15 protein-coding genes are annotated in these 17086 nt (G+C 59.1%); 8 read left to right on the plus strand and 7 right to left on the minus strand.

The window, feature by feature from the left end; all coding sequences use genetic code 11:
- Positions 1–29: 29 nt before the first annotated feature.
- The 7 genes from pqqF to ICA16_RS09755 all read left to right on the plus strand — a co-directional run bounded on the left by pqqF (position 30) and on the right by ICA16_RS09755 (position 7726).
- Positions 30–2435 carry a pyrroloquinoline quinone biosynthesis protein PqqF gene (gene pqqF / locus ICA16_RS09725; protein WP_210700486.1) on the plus strand — a complete coding sequence of 802 codons (2406 nt, stop codon included), beginning with the start codon at positions 30–32 and terminating at the stop codon, positions 2433–2435.
- Positions 2436–2593: 158 nt separating this feature from the next.
- A complete protein-coding gene (pqqA, locus tag ICA16_RS09730; RefSeq protein ID WP_003422658.1) occupies positions 2594–2668 on the plus strand; it encodes a pyrroloquinoline quinone precursor peptide PqqA in 75 nt (24 codons plus the stop codon).
- An 81-nt stretch (positions 2669–2749) separates the two neighbouring features.
- Positions 2750–3661 (plus strand): pyrroloquinoline quinone biosynthesis protein PqqB, encoded by a 912-nt coding sequence (pqqB, locus tag ICA16_RS09735; RefSeq protein WP_210700487.1) that lies wholly within the window; start codon positions 2750–2752, stop codon positions 3659–3661.
- A gap of 134 nt (positions 3662–3795) precedes the next feature.
- The gene (gene pqqC, locus ICA16_RS09740; RefSeq protein WP_210553535.1) at positions 3796–4548 is read left to right on the plus strand and encodes a pyrroloquinoline-quinone synthase PqqC; all 753 of its coding nucleotides are present in this window, start codon (positions 3796–3798) and stop codon (positions 4546–4548) included.
- Positions 4545–4820, plus strand: coding sequence for a pyrroloquinoline quinone biosynthesis peptide chaperone PqqD (gene pqqD, locus ICA16_RS09745; protein ID WP_042561406.1), 276 nt, complete (start codon positions 4545–4547; stop codon positions 4818–4820). Before pqqC ends, pqqD begins: the two co-directional genes overlap by 4 nt.
- Positions 4792–5952 carry a pyrroloquinoline quinone biosynthesis protein PqqE gene (gene pqqE, locus ICA16_RS09750; RefSeq protein ID WP_414704738.1) on the plus strand — a complete coding sequence of 387 codons (1161 nt, stop codon included), beginning with the start codon at positions 4792–4794 and terminating at the stop codon, positions 5950–5952. The genes pqqD and pqqE overlap by 29 nt, the downstream gene beginning before the upstream one ends.
- Positions 5918–7726: a S9 family peptidase gene (locus ICA16_RS09755; protein WP_210700488.1), complete on the plus strand. Its 1809-nt coding sequence runs from the start codon at positions 5918–5920 to the stop codon at positions 7724–7726. The genes pqqE and ICA16_RS09755 overlap by 35 nt, the downstream gene beginning before the upstream one ends.
- A 136-nt stretch (positions 7727–7862) precedes the next feature.
- Here the strand turns inward: ICA16_RS09755 and ICA16_RS09760 are convergent, their stop codons facing one another.
- The 4 genes from ICA16_RS09760 to ICA16_RS09775 all read right to left on the minus strand — a co-directional run bounded on the left by ICA16_RS09760 (position 7863) and on the right by ICA16_RS09775 (position 10333).
- Complete coding sequence (locus ICA16_RS09760) at positions 7863–8021, minus strand: YqaE/Pmp3 family membrane protein (protein WP_003228885.1); 159 nt, start codon at positions 8019–8021, stop codon at positions 7863–7865.
- A 108-nt stretch (positions 8022–8129) separates the two neighbouring features.
- Entirely contained in the window at positions 8130–8450 is a 321-nt protein-coding gene (locus ICA16_RS09765; protein ID WP_150617752.1) for a helix-turn-helix domain-containing protein, read from the minus strand.
- Positions 8443–8799, minus strand: a complete 357-nt coding sequence (locus tag ICA16_RS09770) for a type II toxin-antitoxin system RelE/ParE family toxin (RefSeq protein WP_210700489.1) — start codon at positions 8797–8799, stop codon at positions 8443–8445. The genes ICA16_RS09765 and ICA16_RS09770 overlap by 8 nt, the downstream gene beginning before the upstream one ends.
- Positions 8800–9049: 250 nt before the next feature.
- Positions 9050–10333 (minus strand): aspartate aminotransferase family protein, encoded by a 1284-nt coding sequence (locus tag ICA16_RS09775; protein WP_210700490.1) that lies wholly within the window; start codon positions 10331–10333, stop codon positions 9050–9052.
- 169 nt (positions 10334–10502) lie between these two features.
- Between ICA16_RS09775 and ICA16_RS09780 the strand changes: the two genes are divergently transcribed.
- Positions 10503–11432, plus strand: coding sequence for a LysR family transcriptional regulator (locus tag ICA16_RS09780; protein ID WP_210553530.1), 930 nt, complete (start codon positions 10503–10505; stop codon positions 11430–11432).
- Between the two features lie 227 nt (positions 11433–11659).
- Here ICA16_RS09780 and ICA16_RS09785 read toward each other — a convergent pair whose 3' ends face one another.
- From ICA16_RS09785 to ICA16_RS09795, 3 genes are all read right to left on the minus strand, one after another.
- Positions 11660–13438 (minus strand): acyl-CoA dehydrogenase C-terminal domain-containing protein, encoded by a 1779-nt coding sequence (locus ICA16_RS09785; protein WP_210700491.1) that lies wholly within the window; start codon positions 13436–13438, stop codon positions 11660–11662.
- Between the two features lie 213 nt (positions 13439–13651).
- Positions 13652–15448 carry an acyl-CoA dehydrogenase C-terminal domain-containing protein gene (locus ICA16_RS09790; protein WP_210700492.1) on the minus strand — a complete coding sequence of 599 codons (1797 nt, stop codon included), beginning with the start codon at positions 15446–15448 and terminating at the stop codon, positions 13652–13654.
- Between the two features lie 91 nt (positions 15449–15539).
- Positions 15540–16829 carry a GGDEF domain-containing protein gene (locus tag ICA16_RS09795; RefSeq protein WP_150601857.1) on the minus strand — a complete coding sequence of 430 codons (1290 nt, stop codon included), beginning with the start codon at positions 16827–16829 and terminating at the stop codon, positions 15540–15542.
- Positions 16830–17086 lie beyond the last annotated feature (257 nt).

The following is a 17086-nucleotide window of genomic DNA, read 5'->3' on the forward strand; positions in this document are numbered from 1 at the left end:
ATTGGCACTTCACTGTTCTGGAAGTGCCCATGCCTGCGCTGACTCGCCCCCGCCCCCATACTGAAACCCTGGCCAACGGCTTGCGCGTGACCCTGCGTCATGTGCCTGGCCTGAAGCGCAGCGCAGCCGCATTGCGGGTGGCCGCTGGCAGTCATGACGTGCCGCTGGCGTGGCCGGGGCTGGCGCATTTTCTTGAGCATTTGCTGTTTCTCGGCACCGAGCGTTTTCCTGCGAGCGAAGGGCTGATGGCCTACGTGCAGCGTCACGGTGGGCAGGTGAATGCCAGCACTCGCGAGCGCACTACCGATTTTTTCTTTGAGTTGCCGACATCGTCATTCGCTGCGGGGCTTGAGCGTCTGTCAGACATGCTCGCTCAGCCGCGTATGAATCCGGACGATCAGTTGCGGGAACGGGAAGTGCTGCAGGCGGAATTTGTAGCCTGGTCACAAGATCCGACGGCGCAGCAGCAGTTTGCGTTGTACGAAAGTTTACCGGCTGATCATCCATTGCGCGGCTTTCATGCTGGCAATCGCGACACTCTCCAGGTCGAACAGCCGGAGTTTCAAAAGGCCCTGACGGACTTTCATCAGCGCTTTTATCGCACCGGGCAAATGACCTTGAGTCTGGTTGGGCCGCAAAGCCTCGAACAGCTACGCGAGTTGGCGGAAACGTTCGCGGCGGCTTTGCCGGTTGGGGATAACGTTGCGCAAGCCGCGCCCCCGCCGTTAAGGGTGAAAAGTTATCAACAGGTCGGCGAACGCCAGTGCAATCTGCTGTTTGCATTCGACGCCTTGCCTGACTCATCCGCTGAAGCGTTGGCGTTTCTTTGCCAATCGTTGAACAGCGCCAAGCCCGGTGGATTGCTCTCGTACTTGCAGCAGCAGGGCTTGGCTGACAGTTTGAAAGCGGCGCCGCAGTATCAGTTTGCTGACCAAGCCTTGCTGCACCTAGCGTTCAACGCATCCTCCGAATCGCTGAACCGTATTGGCGAACAGGTGCGGGACTGGCTGAGCTTCTTCGCGCATCAGGACTGGACGCCGCTATTTGAGGAATACGCAGCCATGCTTGCGCGTCAGCAGCAGGTCAGCGGCGCATTGCAACTGGCGCGGCTCGGCAGCGAACAATTGGGAAGCGGCCTGAGCGCAACCGGCGTTGCTGCCCTCAAACATATCCTTGGCGAGATCGGCACTGTGGATAACTTCAACGCCCATTGGCGTTTGCCGACTGCCAATCCGTTTTTGCGCGCCAACGAACCGCTGGCCAACGCCGGACTGATCCGCGGACAAACCAGCGCTCACCGAGGTTTGCGCACGTTCGCGCAGGATCGTTCGCGCGGCCGTCGCGAGCGCTCGCCGATGCAGTTCAGCCAGGCATTGCCGGACAACGGAGATGAAGGCGCGATTTATCTGCGCTGGCAGATGGAAGCGGCAGCCACCGCGGGCCTGCAAGCGCAACTGCAACGCAGCCTTCGGGAAACAGAGGACGACGCACGTCAGGCCGGGGTTGAATTGTCGTTCAGCACAACCGGCAATCAATGGCTGCTGAAATTGACCGGCCTGCAAGAACCAATGCCGATCGTCCTCGAGCATGCGCTGAAATGTCTGACGCAAGTTGACGCCGATTCCGCGCGAGGTGAGCCGGAAACACCGCTGATAGCGATCCGCCAATTGCTCAAGGCCTTGCCTGAACACTGTCTCCCCTCTGTAGAAACTTCTGGCAATGCCCAGCACCTGTGGACAACTTCCCGCTGGGACGGCCTGGCGTTGGGCCTCGGTGCGCAAACCCAATCAGCCATGGGTCTGGCCCTGAGCCGCATTCCCGGGACACCTGACACTCAAATACCGGCTCCGTCGGCGATCAATGGCCAACACCTGTGGCGCCACCTCGACACCGCGTCCAGCGAACACGCGTTGTTGCTGTTCTGTCCAACTGCCAGTCGCAATGTCGCTGATGAAGCCGCTTGGCGCCTGCTCGCGCAGTTGTGTCAGACGCCGTTCTACCAACGCCTGCGGGTCGAGTTGCAGTTGGGTTACGCGGTGTTCAGCACTCTGCGGCAGATGCATGGCCAGGCCGGGTTGCTGTTCGGCGTGCAATCGCCGACGTCCGCGCCGGTAGAATTGCTCCGCCATATTCAGCAGTTTATTGAAGAGCTTCCTTCGCTCATCGATGCGATGGACCTCGTCCAGCAACGGCAGAACCTCGCTGATCAATTCAGCGACGAAAATCTATCGACCAAAGATGTGGCCGAACTGCTGTGGCAGGCCAGACTTGCTGGCCACTCGTCGGATTATCTGCCGCAACTGGTCAGCGCGATCAATTCGCAGGAACGTCCGGCATTACTCGCAGCCGCGCAACGACTGAACCTCGCCGAGGGTGGCTGGCTCTGCCTCGCCAGCGATTCGCCGCTCGGCGCTCCATGGCAAGCGGCAAAGTGATCATTACCGAGGCTGCAACGAGCTTTCTCGAATATTCACGGGCAATCACGTTGAAATTTTGAGTAACATAGCCGCCTAACTATTTGGAACATCCCTGCGCTGCCGTGGACTATACCTATGGACAGCGCTATCCCATCCACCACCTGAGGAGTAACCCTATGTCCTGGACAAAACCTGCTTACACCGACCTGCGTATCGGCTTCGAAGTCACCATGTACTTCGCCAGCCGCTGAGTTCTGCCTTGTCAGAATTGCAGTGCAACGCCTCGGTTCGCCGGGGCGTTTTATTTTCAGCGTTGAAATGATGGAGCGTTCATGTTCGTCCAGATTCTGGGTTCGGCCGCCGGTGGCGGATTTCCGCAGTGGAATTGCAATTGCGTCAACTGCGCAGGTTTTCGCGACGGCAGCCTGAATGCCAAGGCCCGCACCCAATCGTCCATCGCGATTTCCGATGACGGCGTGAACTGGGTGCTGTGCAACGCCTCGCCGGACATCCGCGCGCAGCTGCAAAACTTTGCCCCGATGCAACCGGGCCGTGCCCTGCGTGACACCGGCATTAGCGCGATCATCCTGATGGACAGCCAGATCGACCACACTACCGGTCTGCTCAGCCTGCGCGAAGGCTGCCCGCATCAGGTCTGGTGCACGGACATGGTTCACGAAGACCTCAGCACCGGTTTCCCGCTGTTCAAGATGCTCACCCACTGGAACGGTGGGTTGAACTGGAACCGCATCGAGCTCGACCAGAGCTTCACCGTTGCCGCGTGCCCGAACCTGCGCTTCACCCCACTGCCATTGCGCAGCGCCGCGCCGCCCTACTCGCCGCACCGCTTCGACCCGCACCCAGGCGACAACATCGGCTTGATCGTCGAAGACGTGAACACTGGCGGCAAACTTTTTTACGCGCCGGGCCTGGGCAAGGTCGACGCGTCGCTGCTGGAAATCATGGCCGGCAGCGATTGCCTGCTGGTGGATGGCACGATGTGGGATGACGATGAAATGCAGCGCCGAGGCGTTGGTACCCGCACCGGTCGCGAGATGGGCCACTTGGCGCAGAACGGACCCGGCGGCATGCTCGAAGTGCTGGAGCAATTACCCGAACAGCGCAAAGTGCTTATCCACATCAACAACACCAACCCGATTCTCGATGAAGATTCGCCGGAGCGCGCGGAACTGGCGCGGCGTGATGTTGAAGTGGCGTTCGATGGCATGAGTATTGTGCTGTAGCTGATGGCCCCATCGCTGGCAAGCCAGCTCCCACAAGGTTCTGTGGCGTACGCAAAATCTGTGGGAGCTGGCTTGCCAGCGATGGCGTCCTGACAGACACCACAGAATCCAATGGTTGTTCCCGGAGAACAGACATGACTGACACGCCAATGTCCCCTACAGAATTCGAAGCAGCCCTGCGCGCCAAGGGCGCGTATTACCACATCTACCATCCGTACCATGTGGCGATGTACGAAGGCCGCGCCACCCGCGAGCAGATTCAGGGCTGGGTCGCCAACCGCTTTTACTATCAGGTGAACATCCCCCTGAAAGATGCGGCGATCCTCGCCAATTGCCCGGATCGCGAAATCCGCCGCGAGTGGATTCAGCGCCTGCTCGATCACGACGGTGCCCCCGGTGAAGATGGCGGTATCGAAGCGTGGCTGCGGCTCGGCCAGGCTGTCGGCCTCGACCCGGATCAACTGCGCTCGCAGGAACTGGTGTTGCCCGGCGTGCGCTTCGCCGTCGATGCCTACGTCAACTTCGCCCGCCGCGCCAATTGGCAGGAAGCCGCCAGCAGCTCATTGACCGAACTGTTCGCGCCGCAGATTCACCAATCGCGTCTGGACAGTTGGCCGCAGCATTACCCGTGGATCGACCCGACCGGCTACGAGTACTTCCGCACCCGCCTCGGCCAGGCACGACGCGATGTCGAGCACGGCTTGGCGATCACGCTGGAACACTACAAGACGCGCGAAGGCCAGGAGCGCATGCTGGAAATTCTCCAGTTCAAACTGGACATCCTTTGGAGCATGCTCGATGCCATGAGCATGGCCTACGAACTGAACCGCCCGCCGTATCACAGCGTGACCGAGCAACGCGTCTGGCATAAAGGAATCACCTTATGAGTTTCGACCGCAGCAAGACCCCGACCTGGCGTCCCGGCTACCGGTTTCAGTACGAACCGGCGCAGAAAGGCCACGTGCTGCTGTACCCCGAAGGCATGATCAAACTCAACGAGACGGCCGCGCTGATCGGTGGTTTGATTGACGGTGAACGGGATGTCGCGGCGATCATCGCCAAACTCGACGAGCAATTCCCCGGCGTGCCCGAGCTCGGTGATGACATCGAGCAATTCATGGAGGTTGCCCGTGCGCAACACTGGATCACCCTTGGTTGATCTGCCAGCAAAACCTGAAATCGGCCTGCCGCTGTGGCTGCTCGCCGAGCTGACGTATCGCTGCCCGCTGCAATGCCCGTACTGCTCCAATCCACTGGATTTCGCCGAGCAGGGTAAAGAGCTGAGTACCGAACAGTGGATCAAGGTATTTCGCGAAGCACGGGAGATGGGCGCGGCGCAGTTGGGCTTTTCTGGTGGTGAGCCGCTGGTGCGCCAGGACCTCGCCGAGCTGATAGCTGAAGCGCGCAAATTGGGGTTCTACACCAACCTGATCACCTCTGGCATCGGCTTGACCGAGCAGAAAATCAGCGACTTCAAGAAGGCCGGCCTTGATCACATCCAGATCAGTTTCCAGGCCAGCGACGAGCAAGTGAACAACCTGCTCGCCGGCTCGAAAAAAGCCTTCGCGCAGAAGCTGGAAATGGCCCGTGCCGTGAAGGCCCACGGCTATCCGATGGTGCTGAACTTCGTCACTCATCGGCACAACATCGACAAGATCGACCGCATCATCGAGCTGTGTATTGCGCTGGAAGCCGACTTCGTCGAGCTCGCCACTTGCCAGTTCTACGGTTGGGCGCAGCTTAATCGTGTCGGTCTGTTGCCGACCAAAGAGCAACTGGTCCGCGCCGAACGCATCACCAACGAATACCGCGCCAAACTGAAAGCCGAAGGGCATCCGTGCAAGCTGATTTTCGTGACCCCGGACTACTATGAAGAACGCCCGAAAGCCTGCATGAACGGCTGGGGCAGTATTTTTCTGACAGTCACACCGGACGGCACCGCCCTGCCTTGTCATGGCGCCCGCCAGATGCCGGTAAAATTTCCCAATGTGCGCGACCACAGCATGCAGCACATCTGGTACGACTCGTTCGGCTTCAACCGCTTTCGCGGTTACGACTGGATGCCCGAGCCGTGCCGCTCCTGCGACGAAAAGGAAAAGGATTTCGGCGGCTGCCGCTGCCAGGCATTCATGCTTACCGGTGATGCGAGCAACGCCGACCCGGTGTGCAGCAAATCCGAACATCACGGCGTGATCCTTGCGGCCCGCGAAGAAGCCGAGCACGCCACCCAAACCATCGAACAACTGGCCTTCCGCAATGAACGAAACTCGCGCCTCATCGCTAAAGGCTGAGCCTTTCAGCGCCGCCCAAGCCGTCGCTGCCGGAATGGATTTTGCCGAACTGCAACTCGGTGCCAACGGTTTGTTCTGGAACGAATATCGCCCGGAAGATGCCGCGTGCCGAATCTGGCACTGGCGCGACGGCGTGGCGAAATGTCTGACGCCCACAGGTTTCAGCGTGCGCAGTCGGGTGTACGAATATGGCGGCGGAGCGTTTTGTCTAACGCCTGACGGTGTGGTTTTCGTTAATGAGGCGGATCAGCAGCTTTACCGGCAGACACTGGATGGCTTGCCCGAGGCGCTGACATCAGGCGAGTGCCGCTATGGCGATGTGAATTTTGCCGACGGCCAGATTCTGGCAGTCGAGGAAAATGGTGATCAACATCGACTGGTCGCAATCGCTCTGGCCGATGGCACGCGCAGCTTGGTGGCCGAGGGTGCGGATTTTTATGCCGCGCCGACCATCAGTCCAAATGGGCAGCGAATGGCATGGATTGAATGGAGCCGTCCGCATCAACCGTGGACGTCAACCCGTTTGATGGTGGCCGAGCGTTCCGGGCAAAGCATTTCAGCGCCCCGCTGCGTAGCGGGTGACGCCATTGAAGAGTCGATTCAACAGCCGCGTTTCGACGCAAAAGGACAGCTTTACTGTCTGACCGACCGCGCGGGCTTTTGGCAGCCTTATGTCGAATCAATGGATGGATTCCAGCCATTGCCCAGCGCGCAAGCGGATCACGCGCCTGCGCCGTGGCAAATGGGCGGCTGCACCTGGCTGCCACTGGCTGATGGTTATCTGGCCAGTTGGAGTGAAGGTGGTTTCGGTCGCCTCGCCTTGAACGACGAAGACTTCACCGGCGATTACAGCCGCTTCCGGCATCTGGCACTGGATGAGCGATTCATCTATTGCATCGCAGCCTCGCCGATCAGCCCTTCGGCGGTGATCGCCATTGACCGCGCATCCCATCAAGTAAAAGTGCTGGCCGGCGGCGTTGCGCCGCTGTCCGCCGAACGCATCAGCCGCCCGCAAACCCTGCGCTACCCAAGCGGTTCGGGCGAGGCGCACGGGTTCTTTTATCCGGCGATGAGTGGTGAAACGAAGCCGCCGCTGGTGGTGTTCATCCATGGCGGCCCGACCTCGGCCTGCTACCCGATGCTCGATCCGCGCATCCAATACTGGACGCAACGCGGCTTCGCCGTCGCCGACCTCAACTATCGCGGCAGCAGCGGCTATGGCCGGGAATATCGGCAGGCGTTGCATTTGAGTTGGGGTGACGTCGATGTCGAGGACGCCTGCGCCGTGGTCGACTATCTCGCCAGACAAGGCCTGATCGACGGTGATCGCGCGTTCATCCGTGGCGGCAGCGCTGGCGGCTACACGACGCTGTGCGCTCTCGCTTTCCATCAAGTGTTCCGCGCCGGCGCCAGCCTCTACGGGGTCAGCGATCCGATCGCCCTTGCCCGTGCGACGCACAAGTTCGAAGGCGATTACCTGGACTGGCTGATTGGCGATCCCGAACAGGACGCTGAACGCTACGCTGCCCGCACACCCTTGTTGCACGCAAGCAATATCCGCGTGCCGGTGATTTTCTTTCAGGGTGAACTGGACGCCGTCGTCGTCCCGCAACAAACCCGCGACATGGTCACGGCGCTGGAGCAGAACGGCATTCCGGTCGAGGCGCACTACTACGCCGACGAACGCCACGGCTTTCGTCGAGCAGTGAATCAGGCGCATGCGTTGGAGCGGGAGTGGACGTTTTATCGGCGGGTGATGGGATTGGTGGACTGAAAGCTGCGCCCACCCGTCTGAATAGCGGTGCCCCAATCGCGAGCAGGCTCACTCCTACAAAGAATTTATGAACCGCATAAATCCCTTTGTAGGAGTGAGCCTGCTCGCGATAGCTATCTACCTGGCGCCGCAGAACTCAGCGCTTGGCGATGATATACACCGCGTGCACGATCCCTGGAATGTAACCGCACAACGTCAGCAGAATGTTCAGCCAGAATGCCCCGCCAAATCCGACCTGCAGAAACACACCCAGTGGCGGCAACAGAATGGCGATGATGATACGAATGAAATCCATGGGTCAGCTCCTGATTGGGGGTTGGCTCGCTTGAGCCATACACGCTAATGACCCGTGCCGCTTGTCAGGGTTCATTGCCAATTGCAGCATTAATAGCTCACTGCCAGCTCAGGCAAGAATCTGCAGCCCGTGTTTTTGCACAATGCTAAGTAACTTCAACGCCATTCCGCTTGGGTGCTTGTCGCCAGACTCCCACTGTTTGACTGTCGAGGCACTGGTATTCAAATAGCGCGCAAACACTGGTTGGCTGACATTATTACGCTCTCGCAACGCTTTGATCTGATCCGCCTGAATCGCATCAGGAACCGTTGCCAGACATGAATCATCGAACTCTCGCATCGTCGCCTTACTGATTGCACCCACGGAAAGCAGGGCACTGGCCGACTCATGTATGGATTCAAAAACTTCACTCTTGAATTTTTTACTCATGAAATATCTCCACAAACTCCTTCATAGCCAGTAATCCCTGGATTTGGACTTCGGTAAGCTGCGCGTAGACCTTCGCCAACTTGCGTAGATCCTTCAACTCCGCAGTGCTGATATTGCTTCGATCCTGCTTGGCAAACAGCACTTGATAGATCCAATAGCGCCCACCTTTTGCCAAAACAAGCGAACGGTGACGGTTGGAATTGAGGCGTTTTTTCCTTACGCCACCGCCAAGATCGTCTGCTTGACCATCGAGCATCTGGACAAATGCTTCCTTGAGCTCCCCATCAGATATCCATGCTCTGCCGGCCTGTATCGCGAAACCCTTGGTCTTGAACAACCTGAAAGACATCGGTATCCCTTCCAAATATATACCACCTAGTGGTATAGATCACAAAGCCCGACCTCTACGACATCGGTTCACTGGCACCCGCATTCCCTGCAGGCCCCTTTCTAAAAAAGCATTGGCTCAACTATCTCTCAAGCGCTAAATCGATTTGGCAAAATCCGGCCACAAAAAAACGCCCCACGCCAAAAGAATCAGGCGTGGGGCGTGCGTTATACCGCGAGACGGTTCATGAAATCGGGTGGGAAAGATCGGGTCAGACGGCAATCCCTTTGCGGCATTGCAGTTGTGCGGTGCGCACTCGGGAGAAGGCCCGGGCCAGGCGCAGGAGCATTTCGTCGATGTTGGCATTGCTGACGGTGAGTGCCGGGGTGAAGCGCAGGCAGTTGGCTTGTGGGGCGTTGAGTATCAGCCCTTCATGCAGCGCTGCTTTGACTACCGCGTTCGCCGAATCGTCCGACAGGGTCAAACCCCAGAACAACCCTTGCCCGCGCAGATCACCGTGATCATAACGATGCGCCAGCCGTGCGAGGCCTTCACGAAGATGCTGACCGTTGTCCCGGACCTGCTGAAGGAAAGCGCGATCCTGAACACTGTCGAGCACCACCAGCCCTGCCGCGGTCATGAGTGCGTTGCCATGATGCGTGCCGCCCAGTTCGCCCTCGTCGAAACAGCAAGCTTTGCCGCGCGCCAGCAGCGCCGCCAATGGCACGCCACCGCCCAAGCCTTTGCCGAGCACGACGATATCGGCGCGCACGCCGTAGGACTGTTCGGCAAGCAAGGTGCCGCAACGGCCGATGCCGGTTTGCACTTCGTCGAGGATCAGCAGAATCCCCAGTTCGCGGCACAGGCGTTCGACACCTTTGAGGTAGCGATCGGTCGCCGGGACAACCCCGGCATCGCTCTGGATCGGCTCAAGCATGATCGCCACGGTCTGCGCGTCGACGGCGTCATGCAGCGCCGACAGATCGTTGAACGGCACCAGATCGAACCCCGGCAGCAGCGGTGCAAAGCGATTGTGCAGGTTGCAACTGTCCGACGCCGAGATCGTCGCCAGACTACGACCATGACAACCCTGCCTCGCCACAATGATCCGTGAGGCGCCGCCACGATGCAGCTGTCCCCACTTGCGCGCCAGTTTGATCGCCGCTTCGCAGGCTTCGCTGCCGCTGTTGAGCAGGTACGCCTGATCGCTGGAGGTGCTGGCACAGAGCCGTTCGGCGAGGCTGAGCATGCCGCGGTTGTGCAAACTGAAACCGGGATTAATCAGCGCTTGGGCCTGACTGGCGATGGCTTTGACCAAAGCCGAAGGACTGTGGCCAAGACTATTGGCGCCGCCGGCCTGGGAGAAATCGAGGTAAGCGCGATCGTTGCTGTCCCACAGCCACGACCCCTGACCCCGAACGAAAACCTGCTGCGGCCGTTCAACGCTCGGCATCAGGCGATCGCTATTCAGGCTGTCATCCGCATCGGAATGCTTGGCATCGAAGGCAAGGTCATCGAGGCTAGGCGCAGGGCGCCGCAAATTAAACAGATTCATTGGAAAAAACCTCGTTCGAGGTTTTTTGAACTGCCTATGCAAACACTGTCGCAGCAAAAGCTATTCATCGCGCGCTCTGGCCCTGTAAGCCTTGTGATTGCGGTTAGACTAGGCGCACTGACGGCCTCGGGCCATTTCGATTTATCAGCATTTTCGATAAGCATTACTTATGGATTTCAAACAACTGCGTTATTTCGTCGCGGTCTACGAGGAAGGTCATGTCGGACGGGCTGCCGAACGCCTGTCGATCTCCCAACCCGCGCTGTCACAGCAGATCCGCCATCTCGAGCAAAATCTCGACGTGACCCTGTTCGAACGCAGCAGCAAACGCCTGCTGCCGACCCTCGCTGCCCACACGCTGTACAACCACGCGCTGCCATTGCTCGACGGGCTGCAACGCGCGCGCGAAGCGCTCGGCAACTTCAAGGGCCAAGCTTTGCGCACCTTGGCGATTGGCGTCTTGCAAACCGTACACACCAGTCTGGTGCCGCAAATGCTTGAGCGAGTGCGCAAGGCGCAACCGCATCTGGTGGTGCAGATTTATGAATTGACCGGGCTGGAGATTGAACGGCGTTTGCTTAACGGCTCACTGGACATCGGCATCAGCTATCTGCCGCCACGTCAGCCAGGGCTGCATGGCGTGATGCTGTACGAAGATGAACTGACACTGGTCATCCCGGCGGACCATCCGTTGCGTGAATTCAAGAAGGTTTCGATTCGCCAGGCGGCCGAATTGCCGATGCTGTTACTGGGCGAGGAGTTTCAGATCCGCCAGATCTGGCAGGCGCAATTGACCAGCCTTGGCCGTCGCCCGCAAGTGCAGGCCGAGCTGAACAATATGCTGGGGATTCTCGACAGTCTGCCGCACACCAAACTGGCAACGGTGCTGCCCGGTCACTCGCAAAAAGAGTACGACGACGAGGATCTGCTGTGGAAACCGCTGAGCGAGCCACGGGTGCCGTTGAAAGTCGGGCTGGTGTGTCGCGACGTGCAACGTCAGCAAGCTTCGCTGGCGCTACTGCGGACATTGCTGGAAGAGGTCATGGGGCGCGATGAGAAAGCGTTAAAGAGCCCGCCACCACTGGACTCCCTGACCTGAAAACTTTTCTTCAGGCAAAAGAAAACCCCGCCGAAGCGGGGCTTTGCAGACTGTTTCCCTGACATCCATTTCACTCCGCCACCCTGGCAGAATCCTACGTGTCCGTGTTGTTGCTTTGCGCTTCCTGCGCGACGTCCATGAAATGTAGATTAGCCGTGGATCCAATCTACGCATATGGGAGAACAGCAGCACGTCATGTAAGCGATTGCTTACATGACCGTATCAGATCAGAACTGAGCTGCATCCAGCAGGTACAGCGACTCACTACCGGCCTTCACCGACGCGCTCAACGAGTGAATGCGCGGCAGCAGGCGGGCGAAGTAGAAGCGCGCGGTGCCAAGTTTGCTGGCATAAAAATCGTCCTGCGCCTCTTTGCCCAACGCGGCTTTGGCCATCAGTGCCCACATGTAGGCGTAGGCCACGTAACCAAACGCCTGCAAGTATTCGACCGACGCAGCGCCAATTTCGTGCGGATTGTTTTTCGCCCGATCCAGCACCCACGACGTCAGCTCGTCGAGCGTTGCGACGGCGTCGTTCAACGGCTTGGTAAATTCGCCGAGATCCGCACTGGCAGTCGCGGTGAAGTGGCGGATTTCATCAGCGAACAGTTGATAAAACGCTCCACCGCTGCCGACGATCTTGCGACCCACCAGATCCAGCGCCTGAATGCCGTTGGTGCCTTCGTAGATCTGGGTAATGCGCACGTCACGTACCAGTTGTTCCTGGCCCCACTCGCGGATGTACCCGTGGCCGCCGAAAATCTGCTGGCCGTGCACGGTGGTTTCCAGACCCAGATCGGTGAGGAACGCCTTGGCAACCGGCGTCAGCAACGCCACCAGGTCTTCCGCACGCTTACGCGTCGCCGCGTCTTCGCTGAACTTGGCGGTGTCGAGTTGCATCGCCACGTATGTGGAGAATGCGCGACCACCTTCGTTCGAGGCTTTCATGGTCAGCAGCATGCGACGCACGTCCGGGTGGACGATGATCGGGTCAGCGACTTTGTCTTTGTTTTGCGCGCCCGTCGGCGAGCGGCTTTGCAGGCGGTCGCGAGCGTATTCGACGGCGTTCTGGTAGGAGCGCTCGCCAGTCGCAAGGCCCTGGATGCCGACGCCCAGACGCTCGTAGTTCATCATGGTGAACATCGCCGCCAGGCCTTTGTTCGGCTCACCGACCAGGTAACCGACGGCTTCGTCGAAGTTCATCACGCAAGTCGCGGACGCCTGGATGCCCATCTTGTGTTCGATCGAACCACAGTTGGCCGGGTTGCGCGCGCCCAGGCTGCCATCGGCATTGACCATGAACTTCGGCACGAGGAACAGCGAGATGCCTTTCGGGCCCGCCGGTGCGTCCGGCAGTTTGGCCAGCACCAGGTGGATGATGTTTTCGGTGAGATCGTGTTCACCACCGGTGATGAAAATCTTGGTGCCGCTGACCTTGTAGGAACCGTCGGCCTGAGGTTCGGCTTTGGTGCGGATGATGCCCAGGTCGGTACCGGCGTGCGGCTCGGTCAGGCACATGGAACCTGCCCAAACGCCCGCGTACATGTTCGGCAGGTAAGCGGCTTTCAGCTCTTCGCTGGCGTGGGCGTTGATCGACAGGCACGCGCCGGCAGTCAGCATCGGGTACAGACCGAAGGACAGGCTCGCGGAGTTGACCATTTCTTCAACCTGCGCCGACACGGCTTTGGGCATGCCCATGCCGCCGTATTGCGGATCGCCACCAACGCCAACCCAACCGCCCTCAGCGTAAGTCTGATAAGCCTGTGGAAAACCGGCCGGCGTGGTGACGGCACCGTCCGCCCAGTGGCAACCTTCTTCATCAGCGGCACGGCTAAGCGGCGCGATGCTTTTGCTGGTGACCTTGCCGGCCTCTTCGAGAATCGCTTCAACGGTCTCGGCGTCGACGGTCTCGGCCAGCGCCGGCAATTGCGCCCAAAGTTTGGCGACCTCGAACACTTCATTGAGGACGAAGCGCATATCGCGCAGCGGCGCTTTGTAGTCAGCCATGGCAAACCTCGCAAGATCTAAACAGGTGATTCGTGGGAATGTGTTTTCGTTGAGCCGGAGTGTACCTCAACAACTTTTGCGACACATAGGGTCAGCCGGTGACTGATTTGTTATTTTTAGTCACCAGAAAAAGTTCGCAGCCTTCACCAACTCCTACAGGTATAAAGCGATCCCGTGTAGGAGCTGCCGAAGGCTGCGATCTTTTGATCGACCTTAAAGCGCAAACATTTCGGCCGGCAGCTTCATCAAACAATCACTCCCCGCCTCAATCGCCGCACGATGCGCCGCCGTGCGTGGCAGCAACCGTTTGAAGTAAAACTCGCAAGTGGCCAATTTACCCCGAAGATAATCCGCCTCCCCCTCGCCCGCATCCAGTTGCGCTTGCGCCACCAGCGCCATGCGCAGCCACAGATAGCCGAGGATGATGTAACCGCTGTACATCAGATAGTCCACCGACGCGGCACCGACCTCGTCCGGGTTCTTCATCGCCGCCATACCAACCTTCATGGTCAGGTCGCCCCACTGCTGGTTGAGCTCATTGAGCTGCGTGACAAAGCCCCCCAGCTGCGGATGGCCCTCGTTCGTCGCGCAGAACTTGTGGACGATTTTGGTAAAGCCGCGCAGCAACTTGCCTTGGCTGCCGAGTACCTTGCGCCCAAGCAGATCGAGTGCCTGAATGCCGTTGGTGCCTTCGTAGATCGGCGCAATGCGGCAATCGCGCACCAACTGCTCCATACCCCACTCGCGAATGAAACCGTGACCACCAAAAATCTGCATACCGAGATTGGTCACCTCCAGCCCGGAGTCGGTCATGAATGCTTTGCAGATCGGCGTGAGGAACGCCAGCAAGTCTTCCGCTTCCTGACGCGCCTCGGCATCGCTGCTCAGGTGCGCGACATCGAGCAGTTGCGCGGTGAAATAAGTCAGCGCACGGTTGCCTTCGTTGAAGGCTTTCATGGTCAGCAACATGCGCCGCACGTCCGGGTGGACGATGATCGGGTCGGCCGGTTTGTCCGGGGCTTTGGCGCCGGTCAGCGAACGCATCTGCAGGCGGTCGTTGGCGTATTTGATGGCGCCCTGGAAACTCGCTTCGCCCAGGCACAAGCCCTGCATCCCGGTGCCGAGCCGCGCGTGGTTCATCATGGTGAACATGCAGTTCAGGCCCTTGTTCGGCTCACCGATCAGGAAGCCTTTGGCGCTATCGAAGTTCAGCACGCAAGTGGCCGAAGCCTTGATGCCCATCTTGTGCTCGATCGAGCCGCAGGAAACGCCATTGCGCTCCCCCGCCTCGCCCGACGCATCCGGGAGGAATTTTGGCACGATGAACAACGAGATGCCTTTTGTTCCCGCGGGCGCATCCGGCAACTTGGCCAATACCAGATGGATGATGTTTTCGCTCATGTCGTGCTCACCGGCAGAGATGAAAATCTTGCTGCCAGTGACCGTATAACTGCCGTCGGCCTGAGGCACGGCGCGGGTTTTGATGATACCCAGATCGGTGCCGCAGTGGGCCTCAGTCAGGCACATGGTGCCGGTCCACTGGCCAGCGGTGAGTTTGCTCAGGTAAGTGTCTTTCTGATCGGCCGTGCCGTGAGCATGGATCGCCGACATCGCGCCGTGAGTCAGGCCCGGGTACATGCCCCAGGACGTGTTGCTGGAGCCGACCATTTCGCTGATCACCAGCCCCAGGGAACTCGGCAAGCCCTGACCGCCGTAAACCGGATCTGCCGCAAGACCATGCCAGCCGCCCTCGACGTATTGTGCGAAGGCTTGCTTGAAGCCTGTAGGCGTTGTCACCACACCGTTGTCGAAATGGCAGCCCTCTTCGTCACCGCTGCGATTGAGCGGTGCCAGAACGTTCTCGCAGAACTTCGCGCCTTCTTCGAGGATCGCGTTGATCATGTCCGGGCTGGCGTCGTGGGCGCCAAGGGCTGCGTAGTTGGTGTGGAAGTCGAAGACGTGATCAATCAGAAAACGCATGTCGCGCAGCGGGGCTTTGTACTCGGGCATGGTGGCTTCTCCGTCAGCAGGTTTCCTTGAAACTACTGCCGGCCACCACGCCCCACAATCACTGTCCAGACGCTGAATGCGCCGTCATCACTCAACCCGCAGCAGTGTCCATGCGCACCGCGCCACGACGGTTCTGGCCGAAAGCGACCACGCAGTTGCGCCCCGCGCCCTTGGCACTGTAGAGCGCCTCGTCCGCAGATTTGAGCACTTGCTCCGGGTTGCGCTGCTCCAACCGCTCAGCGACACCGATACTCACCGTCACCGACACGCTGGAAGCGCCGGAACCGGCGCGACGCTGGCGACCTTGCTGATCGTCGTTCGGGCGGTTTTCCTGATTACGCAACTGGATGCTATAGGACGCAATCGACTCGCGAATGACTTCAAGGTGTGGCATGCACTCCTCAAGGGTTTTGCCTGCGAACACCAGGGCAAATTCCTCACCGCCATAGCGATATGCCCTACCGCCTCCGCTGATTTTGGACAGTTTGCTGGCGACCAGTCGCAGCACCTGGTCACCGACATCGTGACCATGGGTGTCGTTGAATTTCTTGAAGTGGTCAACGTCGCTCATTGCCAGCACATAGTTGCGCCCCAAGCGCTGCATGCGTTCATTGAGCGCACGGCGGCCCGGCAAACCGGTGAGTTCGTCGCGGAAGGCCATTTGATAAGCCTCGTGTGCCACGGCGGCAGCAATCATCAACATCACCTGGCTGCACATGATGTTCAGGGTAAACGGCAGGATGAAGGTTTTCGGCAGCATCCAGAACACCCCGAGCAAACCGACCAGTTGCGCCGCATGCAGTGGACGCGGGTTGCGCCAGTATTGCCAGGCCAGCAGCAGGAATGCCGAGATGAACACCGGATACGACAACTGGATCAGGCTCATCCACGCGCCGTGCAGCGCCGGCCAGCGAATTTCCGAGAGCCACATCAGCAACGCCTGTGGGTAACTTTGCTCAAGCCCCAGTGCCACACTGCCGAAGGCCAGCAACACGGCGAACCGCGCGACCATGTCCTGAAACAGGTGCGTGCGCTCTTGCCACGCAGCGAACAGACCGAACAACAGGGGCAGCAACAGGCAGACGAGATGGAAGACCACGGCGGCGTCTTCACGCACTTTGCCGTTGTCGCGGTAATAGTCGGTCTGGGTGTCGAGCAAGAAGTAGGCGATGTACACCGTGAGCATCAGAAACAGTTCGCGCTGCCGTCGGTATACCGCGCAGTAAGCGCCCCCCAGCAGCAGGACCAGAGTCGGCAATACGTTGAACAGGGAAGTGAAGAACACGTTGAGGTCTTTGACATACGCAGCCGACAACCCCGCGAGCAACAACAGCAGAGAAGGTAGGAAATGGCTGAAACGTACAGCGGAAGAACGTGGCAAGGGTAAAGCTCCGACCCGTCATGGCAAAGAGATGGCATTGTGCCTGCAATGTGGCCAGTTAAGCACACAGAATGTGATCCAGATCACATGCAGTCTCTTTAACGGCCGCAAACCCTGATTTCTGAGCCTTCGAACAAGGTTTTTTGCCCCCTTGGAGATGAAATTTCCTTCATGGCCATCATGCTTGATGGCCATGAACGAGATTTCTTCCTGCGATACCCAAGGCCCGAGGAAATTCGCGCATAAAAAAACCGCTG

The sequence above is a fragment of the Pseudomonas anatoliensis genome (genome assembly GCF_017976235.1).
GTDB lineage: Bacteria > Pseudomonadota > Gammaproteobacteria > Pseudomonadales > Pseudomonadaceae > Aquipseudomonas > Aquipseudomonas anatoliensis.

What these genes read in the sequence shown, in the direction of transcription:
- pqqF (WP_210700486.1), top strand. Translation starts at nt 30, where the DNA reads ATGCCTGCGCTGACTCGCCCCCGCCCCCATACTGAAACCCTGGCCAAC.
- pqqB (WP_210700487.1), top strand. Translation starts at nt 2,750, where the DNA reads ATGTTCGTCCAGATTCTGGGTTCGGCCGCCGGTGGCGGATTTCCGCAG.
- pqqC (WP_210553535.1), top strand. Translation starts at nt 3,796, where the DNA reads ATGACTGACACGCCAATGTCCCCTACAGAATTCGAAGCAGCCCTGCGC.
- pqqD (WP_042561406.1), top strand. Translation starts at nt 4,545, where the DNA reads ATGAGTTTCGACCGCAGCAAGACCCCGACCTGGCGTCCCGGCTACCGG.
- ICA16_RS09755 (WP_210700488.1), top strand. Translation starts at nt 5,918, where the DNA reads ATGAACGAAACTCGCGCCTCATCGCTAAAGGCTGAGCCTTTCAGCGCC.
- ICA16_RS09760 (WP_003228885.1), bottom strand. Translation starts at nt 8,021, where the DNA reads ATGGATTTCATTCGTATCATCATCGCCATTCTGTTGCCGCCACTGGGT.
- ICA16_RS09765 (WP_150617752.1), bottom strand. Translation starts at nt 8,450, where the DNA reads ATGAGTAAAAAATTCAAGAGTGAAGTTTTTGAATCCATACATGAGTCG.
- ICA16_RS09770 (WP_210700489.1), bottom strand. Translation starts at nt 8,799, where the DNA reads ATGTCTTTCAGGTTGTTCAAGACCAAGGGTTTCGCGATACAGGCCGGC.
- ICA16_RS09775 (WP_210700490.1), bottom strand. Translation starts at nt 10,333, where the DNA reads ATGAATCTGTTTAATTTGCGGCGCCCTGCGCCTAGCCTCGATGACCTT.
- ICA16_RS09780 (WP_210553530.1), top strand. Translation starts at nt 10,503, where the DNA reads ATGGATTTCAAACAACTGCGTTATTTCGTCGCGGTCTACGAGGAAGGT.
- ICA16_RS09785 (WP_210700491.1), bottom strand. Translation starts at nt 13,438, where the DNA reads ATGGCTGACTACAAAGCGCCGCTGCGCGATATGCGCTTCGTCCTCAAT.
- ICA16_RS09790 (WP_210700492.1), bottom strand. Translation starts at nt 15,448, where the DNA reads ATGCCCGAGTACAAAGCCCCGCTGCGCGACATGCGTTTTCTGATTGAT.